The sequence below is a fragment of the Pedobacter sp. BS3 genome (assembly GCF_008274585.1).
Taxonomy (GTDB): Bacteria; Bacteroidota; Bacteroidia; order Sphingobacteriales; family Sphingobacteriaceae; genus Hufsiella_A.
Genome location: NZ_VTRT01000008.1, coordinates 145463 through 161754, shown reverse-complemented (window position 1 = coordinate 161754; position 16292 = coordinate 145463). Strand labels below are relative to the sequence as shown.

The window sequence follows — 16292 nt, the reverse complement described above, 5'->3', positions numbered from 1 at the left end:
TATAACCATTTTTGAACTTAAACAGATTGTCAAACTTAGACAATATTGTTGGTTGAAACAATATTGGCGATTTCTTCATCATCGCTAAAGACGACAATTACAAATTGATGAAAATGTACAATTTTTACATGCAAAGTGTATGCTGGCTTAAGTGCCACATATCAAAAATTCACCTTCCGCTAAAGATCAGCAAGGGGTTGCGCCGGGTGAATAAAACTAACTGGATATTAAGAATGAAACTCGTCGCCATTTTATTGTGTGCAACTATAGTACAAGTAAGTGCCGTAAGCTATGGGCAACGAATTACCATGAGCCAGAGTCAGGTAAGCATCAAACAGGTGTTTAAAACAATTAAAAGACAAACAGGATACGATGTTTTTTATTTGCCCGAAACGCTGAATGATAAAAAGACCATCAAAGCTGATTTTATCAATACGCCTGTAGAAGAGGTAATACAGTACTGTATTTCTGGCGCTTCCCTAACTTACAGTATTAATGAAAAATCTATAGTAATTAAAGAGGACGCGTTGTCTTCAGTACAAATTAAAACAATAGACCTTACAGGTAAGGTAACCGATGAAAAGAACGTTGCTTTGCCAGGGGTTACGGTTACCAATATTAACAAAAGCAAATCGGTATCAACTGATGAGGAAGGACGCTTCACCATTCAGGCAGATAAAGGCGATATTATCAGGTTTAGGATCATTGGTTTTGCAGATTATTCAATAATTGCTGATGATACTAAAACAACGGTAATCGTTAATCTGAAGCCGGAAGAAATCAAATTATCACAAGTAGTGGTAACAGCTTTAGGCATACAGCGGAAAGAGCGGGCTTTAGGTTATGCGGTATCAGAAGTTGATGGAGAAACATTTAATAAAGCCAGGGAAACCAATGTAATTAACTCACTTGCCGGTACGGTGCCCGGGTTGATAATTAGCGGTACAGCCGGTGGGCCTACGGCTGCTTCTAAGGTTACTCTGCGAGGAAACACAACATTAACCGGAAATAACCAGCCGTTATACGTTGTTGACGGTATACCTATTGACAATTCCAATTACGGAGGAACAGGATCTGGCCAATACGCTTCGGGAGTAGATTTAGGAGACGCTATTTCTGCGATTAACCCGGATGATATCGATAAAATAAGCGTGTTAAAAGGAGCCTCGGCTTCGGCTTTATATGGCTCCAGAGCAGGTAACGGGGTGATTTTAATTACCACAAAAAAAGGCGGGGGCAAAAAAGGTTTAGGCATAGAGTTTAACAGTACTACATCCATCGAGTCGCAACTAACCAGCTATGACGGGTATCAATCCTTGTATGGACAAGGAACAAACGAGTTAGTCAACACACTGCAGGTTCAGGACTATAATACATTAACAAGGAGTTTCGGCGCTCGTATCGATCCTAACCTGACCGTGATTACAGGTACCGGTGCAAGAGTTCCTTACGCCTATGTCAGGAATAATATAGATGGCTTTTTCAGAACAGGTTCTACATTTGTAAACACGCTGTCGTTTTCTAATGCCATAGATAACAATGATTTTCGTTTTTCATATTCAAACCTCACTAATAACGATATCATTCCTAAAAGTGGCCTTAACAGAAACTCGTTTACGTTTAGTGGAAGTTCAAAGTTTGGCTCAAAGGTCACCCTGACTGCCAGAGCCTTTTATATGACGGAAGATGTAAACAATCGACCTTCATTGGCAGATGACCCGGCGAATATCGGAAACGCGTTTTTATCCCTGGCTAATACAGTAGATCAGGCCCGTTTTGCCCATGAATATAAAAATGCGGACGGAAGTTACCTGGATTGGAACAATGGTAACCAGTATCGTTTAAATCCTTATTGGGTAATTAACGAGATGTGGAACAATACCAGAAAGAACAGGTTGCTGGCTTCAGCGCAGTTCAATTATAATATCCTAAGCTGGTTAAGTTTTCAGGCGAGGGCGGCGTCAGATCAAACCAATGTTGATTTTGAGTCCTTTAGCCCCAGAACAACGCCTGGTGCTTTAACAGGTACTTTAAATCAGAACAATGTAAAATACAACACTATAGAAGCGGACGCGTTAGTTTCAATGCAGCGTCAGGTTACCCCGTCATTGTACCTGTCTGCCCGGTTAGGCGTTAGTATAACCAGAAATAACAGGGCTGGTACGGTTAATCAATTTACAGATCAGGCAATCACAGATGTGATTATTCCCACAAGCTATACAACCCAGTCCGTATCTCCAATTGGGAGTAAAAGAAGCTTTAATTCGGCCTATGGACTGCTTTCTGCAGGATATAAAGGGTATCTGTATATTGACGCAACGCTTAGACAGGATGCTTTTTCAACCTTGCCGGTTAATAACAATAGTAAATTATTCCCATCGTTAAGCAGCAGTTTTATCTTTTCTGATGCTTTTAAAATGGGTACAGAGATTTTGTCGTTCGGAAAATTAAGAGCTTCGGTAGCTCAGGTTGCTTCAGATACAGATCCCTATCTAACCTCTCAATACTACCGGAGCAACGCCTTATCTTTTAATGGCATGCCTACAGGGGGACTTTCTACAGAGGTGAGATATAGCGATAATTTAAAGCCGACAACAACCTTTAATTATGAGTTTGGTACTGAACTGAAGTTCTTTAAAAACAGGTTAGGGCTTGATGTTACCTACTACAACTCAAAATCAAAAGATCAGCTGAACATTGTGCCCAGTTCTCCTTCTTCAGGTTACAGCTCTCAAATTGTTAATGCGGGCACTATTACCAACAAAGGTATAGAAGTAGCTGTAAATGGAAATGCTCTTAAAGGAAAGAACTTTAGCTGGGACCTGAACATAGTGTTTGCAAGAAATATAAATAAAGTTGAATCACTTGCTGAAGGAACACCTTTTATCAGCCTGTCTGACGCGAGGTGGGCAGGTGTTTCTATTGTAGCAATGCCCGGGCAGGCATACGGTTCAATATTGGGCTATAATTATCAAAGAACCTCACAAGGCGATATAATCCTTGATCCGGTTACCCTTCAACCTTTATTAAGCGCTAACCGTGAGGTTTTAGGTAAAGGTATTTACGATTGGACCGGCGGGTTGACCAGTAATGTGCGATATAAGAACTTTAGCTTATCTGCCATAATAGATGTAAAGTACGGAGCTGATTTATTATCACTGACCAATTATTTTGCCGCGGCAAACGGTTCATTGCTCACTACGTTAGAGGGTAGGGCAGAATGGATTCAATCGGAAGAAGAAAGGCAAGCCGCGGGTTTAACCATTCAACAATGGAGAGACCAGGGCAAGGTAAGAGGACTGGTTCCAAAAGGAGTTGTTCAGACAGGTGTTGATACAGATGGAAATCCTGTTTATGTACAAAATACCACTGCGGTAGAACCATCTAATTATTGGACCACCTTAGGGGATATTTCAAACGCAGTAGCTGTACCGTATATCTATGATGCTTCGTATGTAAAAATGCGACAATTGACCCTAAGTTATAATTTACCTGTTTCGCTGACCCGAAAATGGAAACTAAAAGATGTACAGGTGGGCCTGGTTGCCAGAAACCCATTTATCATCTATAAAAATGTTCCTAATGTAGATCCGGACTCTAATTACAATAACGGAAATGGTCAGGGAATTGAATATGGCTCATTACCCGGAAGACGTAGCTACGGCTTCAACTTGAATTTTAAGTTTTAATTGGGACGGGCATTAATAATGAAAAAGCAATGAAAAAGAATATAAATCAATTCACATCGATAGCTTTATGCTTTGTATTGATGTGTGTCTCTTGCAAAAAGTTTGGCGATACCAATATCGATCCAACGAAATCCGCTAATATGGATCCTTCTGTTCAGCTTACAACAGTTCAATTGAGATATTCGGGGGATTTAAACAGTAATGAAAGAACCAGTTTCATGATGACCATGCCATTGGTGCAACAAATTGCCGGATCGTACAGTAACCGTTGGGGAGGAATTTACTTTAACAGCCCCAATGTAATGGGGGTACTGTGGGAAGAAACGTATCCCAAAGATTTGGTAAATATTATTGATGCTGTTAAAAGGACAACGGGAGTAGCCGATAAAACTAACCTAAATGCCGTGTGCCGTATTATGAAAGTGTACTCATTTGCCAGGATAACAGATCTTTATGGTGATATACCCTATTTTCAGGCCGGTTTAGGTATTAAAGCCAAATTTGATAAACAATCAGAAATCTACGATGACTTTTTTAAGGAATTAACCGAAGCTTCGGCGCAATTAGATCCTGGCAAAGATGCCGTTAAAGGCGACTTGTTCTACAACGGAGATATTGCCCTGTGGAAGAAATTTGCAAATTCGCTGCATTTGCGCTTAGCCATGCGTTTAGTTAAAGTTGACGCGGCCAAGGCAAAATCAGAAGCGCAGGCCGCATACAATGCCGGGGTTTTTACCTCTAACGACGACATTTGTATGTTAAAGCATGAAGACATACAAAATCCGTACGAAGAAGTAGGAAAGGGTAATGTCAGGGGCAATGCCGTATCAGCATCGTTTTTTAATGGTGGTGCTGTTCCCGGGCGTTTTACAACAGTTTTTTTAGATCAATTAAGAAATACCAATGATCCCCGGCTCAAGTATATTGTCCGTTATTATATAGACGCCAGCAGCAGTACCCCTAAAAACCGTACAGATATTACAGATCAGCTGGTTCCGCTGACGGGTTATGTCGGTGTAAGGCCCGGAGCTTATATATGGGATGATTTCCTTCCCGAGATAAGTATAAACGTGCCCGGTAAGGGAACAATAGCAGCCACAAATAACGATCAAAAATGCCAACTGGCCAATTTCTTATTAAGATTCAATGCGCCATATTTACACCTCACTTATGCAGAAGTGGAGTTTTTACTGGCCGAAGCCACAATAAGATTCGGCGCTACGTTTGGAGCTACCGCTAATGAGCATTATGCAAAAGGATTGGAAGCCGCATGCAGGCAACTAAGCCTGTTCCCCGATGGGCCTGACATTCCACAATCAGAAATCGATACATTTATTCAGGGTAATGGTTTGGTGGCAGGCCGGGAAATAGAATACATTAACAACCAATTATGGGTGGCCTTATTACTTAACGGGCCGGAATCTTATGCCAACTGGAGGCGATCCGGTTTCCCTGCGCTGGCTCCCGCGACTGGTATCTCCGAGACTGGTCAGAGTTTAACCATTCCCAGAAGGTTTGAATATCCTTACTCTGAAGAAGAACAGAATAAAGCCAATTTTAACGAAGCCTTAGCGGCGCTTGGAGGCGTGGATAGTTGGAACGGGCGAGTTTGGTGGGATAAATAACTTATACAGGATCATGAAACAAGTGAAAATATTGATAGCTTTCTTGTGCGCTGTATTTATCTGTTTTACCAGTTGTAGTAAGGCAATGAATGGGGTAGGAAAATATACTGCCGGCCCATCATCCGAAACGTTTAAGATAGTTGGCTATATGTTTAATCAGGGCAATCTGGATTCAGTATCGGCAGGGTTTGATTTTAGAAGAATAACCCACCTTAACATTGCCTTTATTAATCCCGATGTGAATGGGATGTTTTCTGTGCCACAAGGAGTAGCGGCCGTAGTTGAAAAAGCTCATACGAAAAAAATCAAGGTACTTTATTCAATAGGTGGCGGAAATGCTTCTGCTTACTTAAAAGATTTAATAAAGCCTGATAAAGTACAAAGCCTGGTTAACAATATGGTAGCCTTTGCACAGACTAATAATTTTGATGGAATTGATGTCGATCTGGAAGGTGATTTTATTGATGCCAATTACGAGCCCCTTATTGCTGCCCTGTCGCAAAGATTGGCCCCGCAAAAAAAGCTGCTTACTTCGGCACAGGCAACCTGGCAGGGAGATGCAGTTTCTGACAAAACCTTGGCGCTTTTTGATTTTATTAATATTATGGCCTATGATCATACCGGGCCATGGGCCAAAGATAAGCCAGGTCCGCATTCAACCTACGAAAGCGCAGTAGCCGATTTTAACTACTGGAGCATAAAACGGGCAATACCCGTAGCTAAACTGGTTTTAGGCTTGCCTTTTTATGGTTATGGTTTCGGCCCCGATATCCAGGAAAGCTATACTTATAAAGAAATCATTACACAATATCCGGGCTCAGAAAACCTGGATACGGTTAACGTGCCCAATAAAGGCATCATTTACTATAACGGTATGCCGACTATTAAAAAGAAGGTAGATTTTGTTACCGATAAAAATGCCGGGGGCGTAATGATATGGCACATTTTTGCCGATACCAATGATGCAAAATCCCTGTTGTCGGTTATTAACCAGAATAAAAAATAAAGTTATTTATTGATAAAATAATATAATCATGAAAAAATTAGCCTGCTTAATACTTACCATCGTTTCGCTATTCGCGTTCAACGGATGTAAGAACGGAGAAGAAATGCAGATAGATGATAATTTTCATCCCCGTATTTTTGATAATAACGGTGTTTTTATTGCACGCACTAGGGTAATTAATCAAGGTCAGTCGGCAGTTTATAATGGGTTAACTTTCTCGCCAAAACCATTTGAGAAAACAAAGATTGTCTGGAAAGTTGATGGACAGCAAGTGTCAACCGATACAGCTTATACTTTTACACCAACAGCAGGTGGCGAGTATGAGCTTCGTGTAGAAGCAACCTATAACGGGCAAACCTCTACCAGGATTTCCAACATACTGGTAAGCCCTGATACCTATACACCGAAAGATTATACCCATGTAATAATGGCATACCTGTCAGAAAATGGTAAGGCAACAGATATTGACTGGTCAAAAGTAACTCACGTAGCTTTTAACGGGGCAAGGGTAATATCATCAACTGCAATTGATTATTCCAAGGGTAACACGAATCAAAATATTGATGAAATTGTAGCTCGTGGTCATATTAACGGGGTTCCCGTTTTACTGGGAATAACAGGCAGGCTGTCGGGTATTGATGGCTGGTCATTATACAATAGTACCGATTTCGGCCTTTCAATAAACACTGCCGACAAAAGGGCGACACTGATAGAGAATATTAAAACGTATGTAGCAAACAGGAAGTTAGACGGTGTTGATATCATGATGACCGATCTGGGTAATGATTCTTATGATGTTTCTGCAGAGATGACCAGATCGGTAGCTCCATTTCTAAACGAACTGAAAGCAGCATTGCCTGCCGGTGCTATTGTAACCGCAACAGTAACTGTAAATTATCTGCACTGGGAGTATCTGAGCCTTATGGCGGCAGACTGGATAAACGTACATGCTTTTGAAGATGGTTTAACCGTTGGACCCGGTGCGCCAAGAGGTCAGCCGTCCAGCCTTCAGTTTATGATTGATGCTGCCAACATTTGGGTAAATACAAAAGGCTATCCTAAAGATAAACTTGTTATTGGTATACCTGCATTCGGCTTAAGATACGATGCGATTGATGCGAATGGAAACAATCTGAGCTGGGGATCTTACGGCTATATGATGTATAAAGATATTGTTGCGGCCGATGCAAGTGCGCCACAGAATGAGCATACCGATAAAATTGCTCAGGGGGCTTATTATAACGGTTTGCCATTGGTAACTCAGAAAGCCGATTACATAAAGACGAATGGATTTAAAGGCGCATACCTGTGGGCTGAAGATTATGATGTTGCAGGAACAAGTTCTTTACTAAATGTAGTTTCAAATAAACTTAAATAGCAGATATGAACCCGGCGATCCTTTTTCTTGTGGTGCAATTCAGTTCGGGTTTGTTTATATACGTATAAGCCTTAGCAACTACACATAGCAATAAGGGATAATAACTAAAACCCAGGCTTGGGCCTGGGTTTTCAACGCAAAAAATAATGCGTTAATGGTAGGGGACTGCATTATCTTATAAAAAATAAAAATATAAACAGATGAAAAAAATAGCAATTACACTTATAGCGTTTTTCATTTTTCATTCGGCGGTAAATGCTCAGGGAAAATGGAATGGAGCAGAAGTAACAATCAAGTATAATTTATCAGGCAAAGCCGGTAAAGCAAAATTCTCCGGTAGCGCCCAAATGGTACAGTCTGTATCAATAAACGGCGAAGAACAAGGCATTTTGCCGGCTCCTGAAAAGGGCGCAGCTAAACTTTCTATAGATGCAAACACCGGCGCATCCTTTGCTTTGCAGGGCAAAGGAAGTGCGGTTAACCTTAAAATGGTCGCATCTTCAGGAAAGCCTACTGAAACATCAGTGGCAAAAATAAGCAAGTTCGCTTTGTATAGGCTCCCTACATCCGCTGTTACCGCTTTTAGTTTTACCCTGACAGTGAACAGTTATGCAACCAGCGGAGAAATCATGATACCATTTGGTAACACAGCTACAGACGCACCGGACAATACAAATACATTTAATAATGGCATACAAATGTCTGAATGGTGGGATACTAAAGATTTATTTGGAGCAATAAAGCTGGAGGTGTTTGAAGGTGAATTTATAGCTTACAGTTACAGACAACCACGAATGGGCACAAAAGATACCGAGGCACCCAGGTTTATTGAAATTAAAGAACCAACCCCATTTAATAAAGGTAAAGCCCATGCCATAGAAATTTATTGCAATAATTCTGATAAGGCGCAAACCTATACCAGAGATGGGGTAAGCTTTGAGGTTGCGCCGCAAACGTATCAATGGTGGGTAAATGGAAAGCACATCAAAATTAATGTGGGTCTGGGCGAATATAATTTTCCGTCGAGCAAAGAAACAGCTTTAGGCTCTGCCATAAACAGTATCTCGTTTAATACCTCTGGCAGCATCACCCCCAGACCCAATGCATTGGAGTTTTTACTCGGCAATATCTCTGTACAATCTATCAAATAGTTTACTAAATCATTTAAAAATATAAGATTATGAAAAAATTACTATTACCAGCGTTATGCGCCCTGAGCAGCTTTGTGTCTGCCCAGGGAGTTTGGGTAAACCAGGCTTCAACAATATATAGCTATGATTTTTCTGCATCTGCGGGAACCCCGGGTTATTCCAGCGGATCAACCGCCTCATCTGCGTTTTTACCGGTGCCACCTTCTGGCTTGGCTAAAGTAATGTTGCCGGCAAACAGTAATTCGCAATTTACCTTTTCGGGTACCGGTACAGCTACAAAAATGATAGCAAAAGCAAGTACTACTGCAGATTATAGCAAGTTTTCTCTTTACAAAAACACCACCACATCGGCAGTTACCAGCATTATAGTTACCTTAAAATTAAATGCCGGTACAAATACGGGCAACGTATTTTTTGTGTTCGGCAATACCTCGGATGATGCAGCCGATGAAACCAACATTTATAATGATCCAACTCTTTTTAGCACTTATTATGATAATGGCCAAAGTATTTTTGGAGGTTTGAGCTTTGACATTTATGGGGGAGACTCTCCTGCCTGGGCTTACAGAAGGGGTAGGACAGGTCCTGATGGTTCAGGATCTGATGTTACGCCCCGATTTATAGAGGTAGCGTATGATGGTAGTTTTAACTCGCAAACAGGGACACCCTTAACTAAGGATATAGATAATACGTTCGAATTTTACTGTAATAATTCCCCATCACCTGCAGATTATGTGAGAAACTCAGTTACTTACACAGTACTGCCAGGCGCTTATCATTTATGGGTTAATAATAATCAAAAATCGTATCAAATAAGCGCAGGAGTGCCACAATATAATTTCCCGGCAAGTACCGAGAATACAACCAATACTTCAATCAATAGTGTGGGCATATTTACAGCAAACAGCTCCTCAGACCTTCAACTGTCGGTAGGGAAAATTGAAATGGCGTATGTTCCTGCCAGTACATTGCCTGTAAAATTGCTGTCTTTTGACGCGGTTACGCTCAAAAATAAGGTACAGCTAAACTGGGCAACAGCTTCTGAAAAAGATAATTCTTATTTCGAGGTTTTGAGATCAGCTAACCCAACAGATTTTAAAGTGATTGATAAAGTGGCTGGGAATAACACCACGAATACTCCCCAAAACTATCAGTATATAGATAAAAACCCTTTAGCAGGTACGAGTTATTATCAATTACGCCAAATTGATTTAGACGGTACTATTCATCAGTATTCTAAAACAGTTGTCGTTAAAACATTGGATAACCCCACAGAAATCACCGTGCTGGGTTCGTCTTCCGGCATAATAAAAATGAGTATTTACACTGCCGTTGTAAAAAACTCAACCGTTACAATTACAGATATGAACGGAAGGAAACTTAGCCAGGGTAATTTTGAGTTAAAGGAGGGATATAACGATATTGAGCTTCCCGTAAACGGAATAAGCAAAGGAGTTTATGTAGCCACACTCATTACAGGTAACCAAAGACAAAGTGTGAAATTTCTAAAATAATACCTCAAAAAAAGCAAACCCGGTTTTGAATATGCCTAAAACAAGCAGATTAGTTTCTATTGATGCATTCAGAGCAATAATTATGCTTCTGATGATTTTTGTGAATGACCTATGGACCCTGGTTGATATTCCCGGCTGGCTGGGCCATGCATCTGCACACGTGGATGATATGGGTCTGGCCGATTTTATTTTTCCTGCATTTTTGTTCATAGTAGGTCTTTCTATTCCATACGCTATTGATGGGCGAAGAAAAAAAGGAGAAAATAATGTCGGCATCGTAACTCATATTTTATGGAGAACGCTGGCATTGCTTACAATGGGCCTGTTCCTGGTGAACGCGGAGGTTTACGGCGGCGATACAATTTTGCCCAAACCAGTCTGGATGCTGTTATTAATAAGTGCATTGTTCCTGATTTGGTTAGATTACCGGTATCCCACGTCAAAACGAGCTATCGCGTTGAAATTAACAGGCATAACCTTACTGTTTACCCTGGCATTATTATATCGTACCGAAACGGGGAACGGCTTAGGAGCCATGCAAACTTATTGGTGGGGTATTTTAGGATTAATAGGCTGGTGTTATCTCATCTCCAGCCTATGTTTTTTACTTACTAAAGGTAAACTGGCTGCCCAGATAATAATTTTAGCACTTTTTATTTTCCTGAATGCAGCACCTTATTTTAACTGGCTTAGCTTTCTGGATGTTGTAAAAAATAGAGTTTGGGTTATACAGGACGGTGCATTACCAACACTTACCACCGTAGGTGCAATTACTGCTATTCTATACAGAACCATGGGCATTAAAAATCGGTTCTGGTTTAGTCTTTTAATAATGGCCATAATACTGTTGAGCTTTGGCATTGCAACACGCTCTGTCTGGGGTATATCAAAAATCAGGGCAACCCCATCGTGGGCAACCATTTGTGCCGCGTTAAGTATTATTTGTTTTGCTTTTTTTGTTTTCCTTACCGATGTAAAGAAAAAGATAAACTGGTATAAGCTGGTTAAGCCAGCGGGCACCAGCACCTTAACGTGTTATTTATTGCCATACATCCATTACTCTCTGTTAGGTTTTGTGACTTTTCGTTTACCTGTATTTTGGCGCTCCGCGGAAATAGGGTTGCTAAAATCACTGCTTTATGCATTATTAATAGTAACTGTTACATGCTTGCTCGAAAAGAAAAACATACGGCTCAGAATTTAAAATCGGTAATTAACAGTTATAAATGAAGAATTTAATTTTGCTAATTACAGTTTTGGTAATGGCAACCCTTGTAAAACCGCGACAAAACCCTAACCTGGAAATTTCATTTCAGGTAACAGCGGTATCTTACCAAAATACCGGGGAAACTTTATCATCTTTAACGTTAAAAAACCCGGGCAACACCGAATTAAGATCCTCAGGGTGGACAATTTATTTCAACTTCTCTAATCCCAGAGTTTTAGATTCAACAACAGCACCGGTAACAATAACGCACATTAATGGCGATTTCTTTAAACTCTCTCCAAAGCCAGGTTTCAGGACATTAAAAACAGGTGAGACTTTTAAAATTGACATCCTTACCAGGACAATTAAAAACTTTACAGATTATCCCAAGGGGTTTTACCTGGTCCTTGATAACGATACGACAGCTTATCCGATAAAGTTTGAAACCCATACAATTGAAAATGTTAAGGCCAGTGAATTGGAGTTAGCTAAGTTAGTGTACGAGAAAAATGCTAAAACCACGTTACTGAAAGCCGGTAGCTTTTCTCCAATATTACCAACACCTTATTTTTACGAGCGCCAAAAGGGGGAATTTGTTGTGTCGCCAAAACTGAATATTATAACTCCCCCCAAGTTCATAGCAGAAGTAACCGGTTTTGTAAAAGATTTTAATACTCTGGCAGGTTTTACTCCCACTATCAATGGTTCGTTAAAAACTAATATCATTGTAATAAATTATATCAAAAATCTCAAAGACGAAGCTTACCAGTTAAAAGTAAATCCGGATAAAATTCAAATTAATGCCACAACGAATGCCGGAGTCTTTTATGCTTTGCAGTCATTAAAGCTCCTGTTGCCAAACCGTGTTTGGGCAGGCGACAGGAGTAAAATAACCATTAAATCTTTTCAGATTAATGACGAACCCCGGTTTAAACACCGGGCCTTTATGATGGATATTGCAAGAAATTTCCAGTCGGCCGAACAAATTAAAAAAGTAATTGAGGTGATTGCTTTATATAAGCTTAATGTGCTTCACCTGCATTTCAGTGATGACGAAGGTTGGCGGCTGGAAATCCCAGGTCTACCCGAGCTAACGGAAGTTGGAGGGCATCGGGGACATACAGTGACAGAGTTTAATCAAATTGTTCCCTCGTATGGGTCGGGCCCTTATAGAAATAATAAAACCGGTAGCGGATATCTAAAAAGGCGTGATTTTGTAGCGTTATTAAAATTTGCCAAATCAAGGCATGTAAAAATTATCCCGGAAATAGAAACACCTGGCCATGCCCGTGCTGCCATTAAATCAATGGATTCCCGGTATCAAAAATTCATCAGGCTAAACAACAGGCAGGAAGCAGAACGCTACCTGCTTTGCGATTTAAACGATCAATCCCGGTACCGTTCAATACAGGGGTTTAACGATAATGTAATTAATGTGGCAATGCCATCAGCCTATACATTTCTGCAAAAAGTAAGTGATGAACTTATTTCCATGTACAAAGACGCAGGTGCAGAATTGAGCACTATACATTTCGGAGGTGACGAAGTACCTGTAGGCGTATGGGAAAAATCGCCGGCCGTTGCCGCTTTAATACAATCAGGTACAGTTAAAAAGCCAGAAGGCCTTTGGAGTTATTATTTTTATAAAATTAATAAAATGTTGAAGCAAAGGGGCCTTTACTTATCAGGTTGGGAAGAAATAGGATTACAAAAGGTAAAAGGGAAAATGGTTTTGAACCCACTTTTTTCAACAGAAAATTTCCACGCCGATGTATGGAACAATCTTTCAGGCAATGAAGATTTAGCTTATAGGTTAGCCAATGCAGGTTATAAAGTGGTGCTTACAAACGTAACCAACATGTATTTAGATCTGTCTTATAACAAAAGCTATTTCGAACCCGGTCAATATTGGGGCGGTTATGTTGATGTAGATAAGCCATTTGCTTTTATACCATATAACTATTATAAAAGCCCAATAGAGGATGCAGAAGGAAAGCCTTTAAGGGCAGGTTACGGTGACAATAAAGTTCAGCTAACAGAGAAAGGGAAAGAAAACATAGTTGGAATACAAGCCCCATTGTGGAGCGAGATAATTTTCTCTGAAAATACGTTTGAGTACCTTCTTTTTCCAAAGCTTTTTGGAGTAATAGAACGGGCCTGGGCAAAAAATCCAGGCTGGGCAACCGAACCAGGTTCCGCAAAATCGAAACAGATGTATGATGCGGCATATAACTCATTTGTAAATGCCGTAGGACAGACCGAGCTTAACCGGTTAGATTATTTTCTTAGTGGGTTTAATTACAGGATACCAACGCCCGGCATAAAAATAGAGAACGGAAAAGTATATGCAAATTCGCAGTATCCAAATTTAGCAATCAGGTATACAACAGACGGCACAGAACCAACATTGTACAGCCCGAAGTATAGCCATCCTTTACCTGCTGGTCAACGCTTAACTTTCAGGATATTTAACCAGAATGGGCGGGGAGGAAGATCAATTGATATGGGCGAATAAAGCAGAATCGTATGTAAATCGCTCAGTAGTGAATTTTTACGATCTGGAGCGCAAGGTTTGTGCCGGGACTGATGCTCTGATTGAAATACTCTAAAAGAGAAGATTTGTTCTTTTAAACTATAAACCCTATATTTGCGCCTCATTTAAAAATTAAAAAATAATTAATTAACAAACATGTACGCAATAGTAGATATAGCCGGACAGCAATTTAAGGTTGCCAAAGACCAGCAGATCTTTGTACACAGGTTACAGGGAGATGAAGGCGCTAGTATTGAATTTGACAGTGTATTGTTAGCTGCAAACGGAAGTGATGTTAAAGTAGGTGCAGATGCATTGAAAGGCGCTAAAGTTTCGGCTAAGATCGTGTCGCATTTAAAAGGTGATAAAGTAATCGTTTTCAAAAAGAAACGCAGAAAAGGTTATAAAAAGAAAAACGGTCACCGTCAGCAATTTACTAAAATAGAAATTACTGGTATTTCGTTATAATTTAAGGTTGCACTGGCTGAGATTCAGCCCTAAAAAATAAATCCATGGCACATAAGAAAGGGGCCGGTAGTTCCAAGAACGGTCGCGAATCGCATAGCAAACGTTTAGGTATCAAAATTTTCGGCGGACAAACCGCTATTGCAGGTAACATCATTGTTCGTCAGCGTGGTACACAACATCATCCTGATAAGAACGTGGGTATAGGTAAAGATCATACCTTGTTCGCCCTGGCAGATGGTACTGTTATTTTCAAGAAAAAAGCGAATAACAAATCATACGTATCTGTTATACCCGCACAGCCTGTTGCTGTTGAAGCTCCGGTAAAAGCTGCTCCTAAAAAAGCTACAGAACCTAAGGCTGAGAAAGTAGAAGAGGCTGCTCCTAAAAAAGCTCCGGCTAAAAAGGCTGCTGCAAAGAAAGAAGCAACTGAAGAAACAGAAGCTGTCGCTGAAAGCGCAGAATAACTCCTCGGTTTAAATACATTAAAAGAGCCGTATATCTGGATATGCGGCTCTTTTTTTATTATTTATTAACGCAGGCAGCGTTCAAAACGATGTATGCGTTGTTATCTATGAAGCCTGCGGCGTTACAAACGCCGGATAATGAGGCACTCGTTATTGTAAAACGAGCGCAATCAGAGGCTTTGAATTCCTCAGCATTGGATGCGAGCTTTTTAGCTCGTATCATTAAGAACTTAAAAAAGCGTTTGATTACCCCCGGTTTTTAATCTTCCCAGGTGCCTGTAAGCAATTTCGGTACATTCACGCCCACGTGAGGTACGCATCAGGTAGCCTTCCTGTATCAGGAATGGCTCGTACACTTCCTCAATAGTTCCTTCATCTTCACCCACTGCCGTAGCAATGGTTTTTAAACCTACAGGGCCGCCTTTAAACTTGTCAATAATGGTAATCAGTATCTTATTGTCCATTTCATCCAGGCCATGCTCATCAACATTTAACGCGTTAAGAGCATATTGTGCAATGGCGGTATCAATATTTCCGTTGCCTTTTATCTGTGCAAAATCGCGGGTACGACGTAATAATGCGTTGGCAATACGTGGTGTTCCCCGGCTGCGGCGGGCAATTTCGTAAGCGCCTTCATCCGTTATTGGTGTTTTTAATATGGATGCCGACCGCAGCACAATGGTCGTAAGCAGCTTGGCATCATAATATTCCAGTCGCGAATTAATACCAAAACGAGCCCGCAGGGGCGCAGTAAGTAAACCGGATCGGGTGGTAGCACCTACCAATGTAAATGGGTTCAGCGATATTTGCACCGAACGGGCGTTAGGGCCGGTTTCAAGCATAATATCAATCTTGAAATCTTCCATCGCCGAGTATAAATATTCTTCTACCAGCGGACTAAGCCGGTGTATCTCATCAATAAACAGGATATCGCCGGATTCCAGGTTGGTCAGCAAACCGGCCAGATCGCCAGGCTTATCCAGCACCGGCCCGGAAGTGATTTTTATGCCTACACCCATTTCGTTGGCAATAATATGAGAAAGGGTGGTTTTTCCTAATCCGGGAGGGCCATGCAGCAACACATGATCCAGCGCCTCACCACGCAGTCTGGCCGCCTGAACAAAGATGCGCAGGTTCTCCAGTATTTTAGCCTGACCGGTAAAATCTTCAAACGCCTGTGGCCGCAATACTTTTTCAATCTCACGTTCCGCCGGACCAAGGTTTTCGGAGGAAGGATCAAGGTTTTCGTTCATAGAC

General features: G+C 40.9%; 11 protein-coding genes. 10 read left to right on the top strand and 1 reads right to left on the bottom strand.

Annotation, left to right across the window (positions count from 1 at the left end; genetic code table 11):
- Positions 1-233 precede the first annotated feature (233 nt).
- The 10 genes from FW774_RS18415 (at position 234) to rpmA (ending at position 15035) form a co-directional block, all read left to right on the top strand.
- A complete protein-coding gene (locus tag FW774_RS18415) occupies positions 234-3689 on the top strand; it encodes a SusC/RagA family TonB-linked outer membrane protein (RefSeq protein WP_187774956.1) in 3456 nt (1151 codons plus the stop codon).
- Positions 3690-3718: 29 nt separating this feature from the next.
- Positions 3719-5314, top strand: a complete 1596-nt coding sequence (locus tag FW774_RS18410; protein WP_149349683.1) for a SusD/RagB family nutrient-binding outer membrane lipoprotein — start codon at positions 3719-3721, stop codon at positions 5312-5314.
- Positions 5315-5327: 13 nt separating this feature from the next.
- Complete coding sequence (locus tag FW774_RS18405) at positions 5328-6320, top strand: glycosyl hydrolase family 18 protein (protein ID WP_149349682.1); 993 nt, start codon at positions 5328-5330, stop codon at positions 6318-6320.
- Between the two features lie 28 nt (positions 6321-6348).
- Complete coding sequence (locus tag FW774_RS18400) at positions 6349-7698, top strand: glycosyl hydrolase family 18 protein (RefSeq protein ID WP_149349681.1); 1350 nt, start codon at positions 6349-6351, stop codon at positions 7696-7698.
- A 200-nt stretch (positions 7699-7898) separates the two neighbouring features.
- Positions 7899-8849: a hypothetical protein gene (locus FW774_RS18395; protein WP_149349680.1), complete on the top strand. Its 951-nt coding sequence runs from the start codon at positions 7899-7901 to the stop codon at positions 8847-8849.
- A 29-nt stretch (positions 8850-8878) separates the two neighbouring features.
- Positions 8879-10363 (top strand): T9SS type A sorting domain-containing protein, encoded by a 1485-nt coding sequence (locus FW774_RS18390; RefSeq protein WP_149349679.1) that lies wholly within the window; start codon positions 8879-8881, stop codon positions 10361-10363.
- Between the two features lie 82 nt (positions 10364-10445).
- Positions 10446-11567: a DUF5009 domain-containing protein gene (locus FW774_RS18385; protein ID WP_187774955.1), complete on the top strand. Its 1122-nt coding sequence runs from the start codon at positions 10446-10448 to the stop codon at positions 11565-11567.
- 58 nt (positions 11568-11625) lie between these two features.
- Positions 11626-14085 (top strand): family 20 glycosylhydrolase, encoded by a 2460-nt coding sequence (locus tag FW774_RS18380; RefSeq protein WP_187774954.1) that lies wholly within the window; start codon positions 11626-11628, stop codon positions 14083-14085.
- Positions 14086-14259: 174 nt separating this feature from the next.
- Positions 14260-14571: a 50S ribosomal protein L21 gene (gene rplU, locus FW774_RS18375; RefSeq protein WP_149349676.1), complete on the top strand. Its 312-nt coding sequence runs from the start codon at positions 14260-14262 to the stop codon at positions 14569-14571.
- Positions 14572-14615: 44 nt separating this feature from the next.
- A complete protein-coding gene (gene rpmA, locus FW774_RS18370) occupies positions 14616-15035 on the top strand; it encodes a 50S ribosomal protein L27 (RefSeq protein ID WP_149349675.1) in 420 nt (139 codons plus the stop codon).
- Between the two features lie 230 nt (positions 15036-15265).
- On the opposite strand, the gene ruvB is transcribed toward rpmA, so the two are convergent.
- Positions 15266-16288, bottom strand: a complete 1023-nt coding sequence (gene ruvB / locus FW774_RS18365; RefSeq protein ID WP_149349674.1) for a Holliday junction branch migration DNA helicase RuvB — start codon at positions 16286-16288, stop codon at positions 15266-15268.
- Positions 16289-16292: the final 4 nt, after the last annotated feature.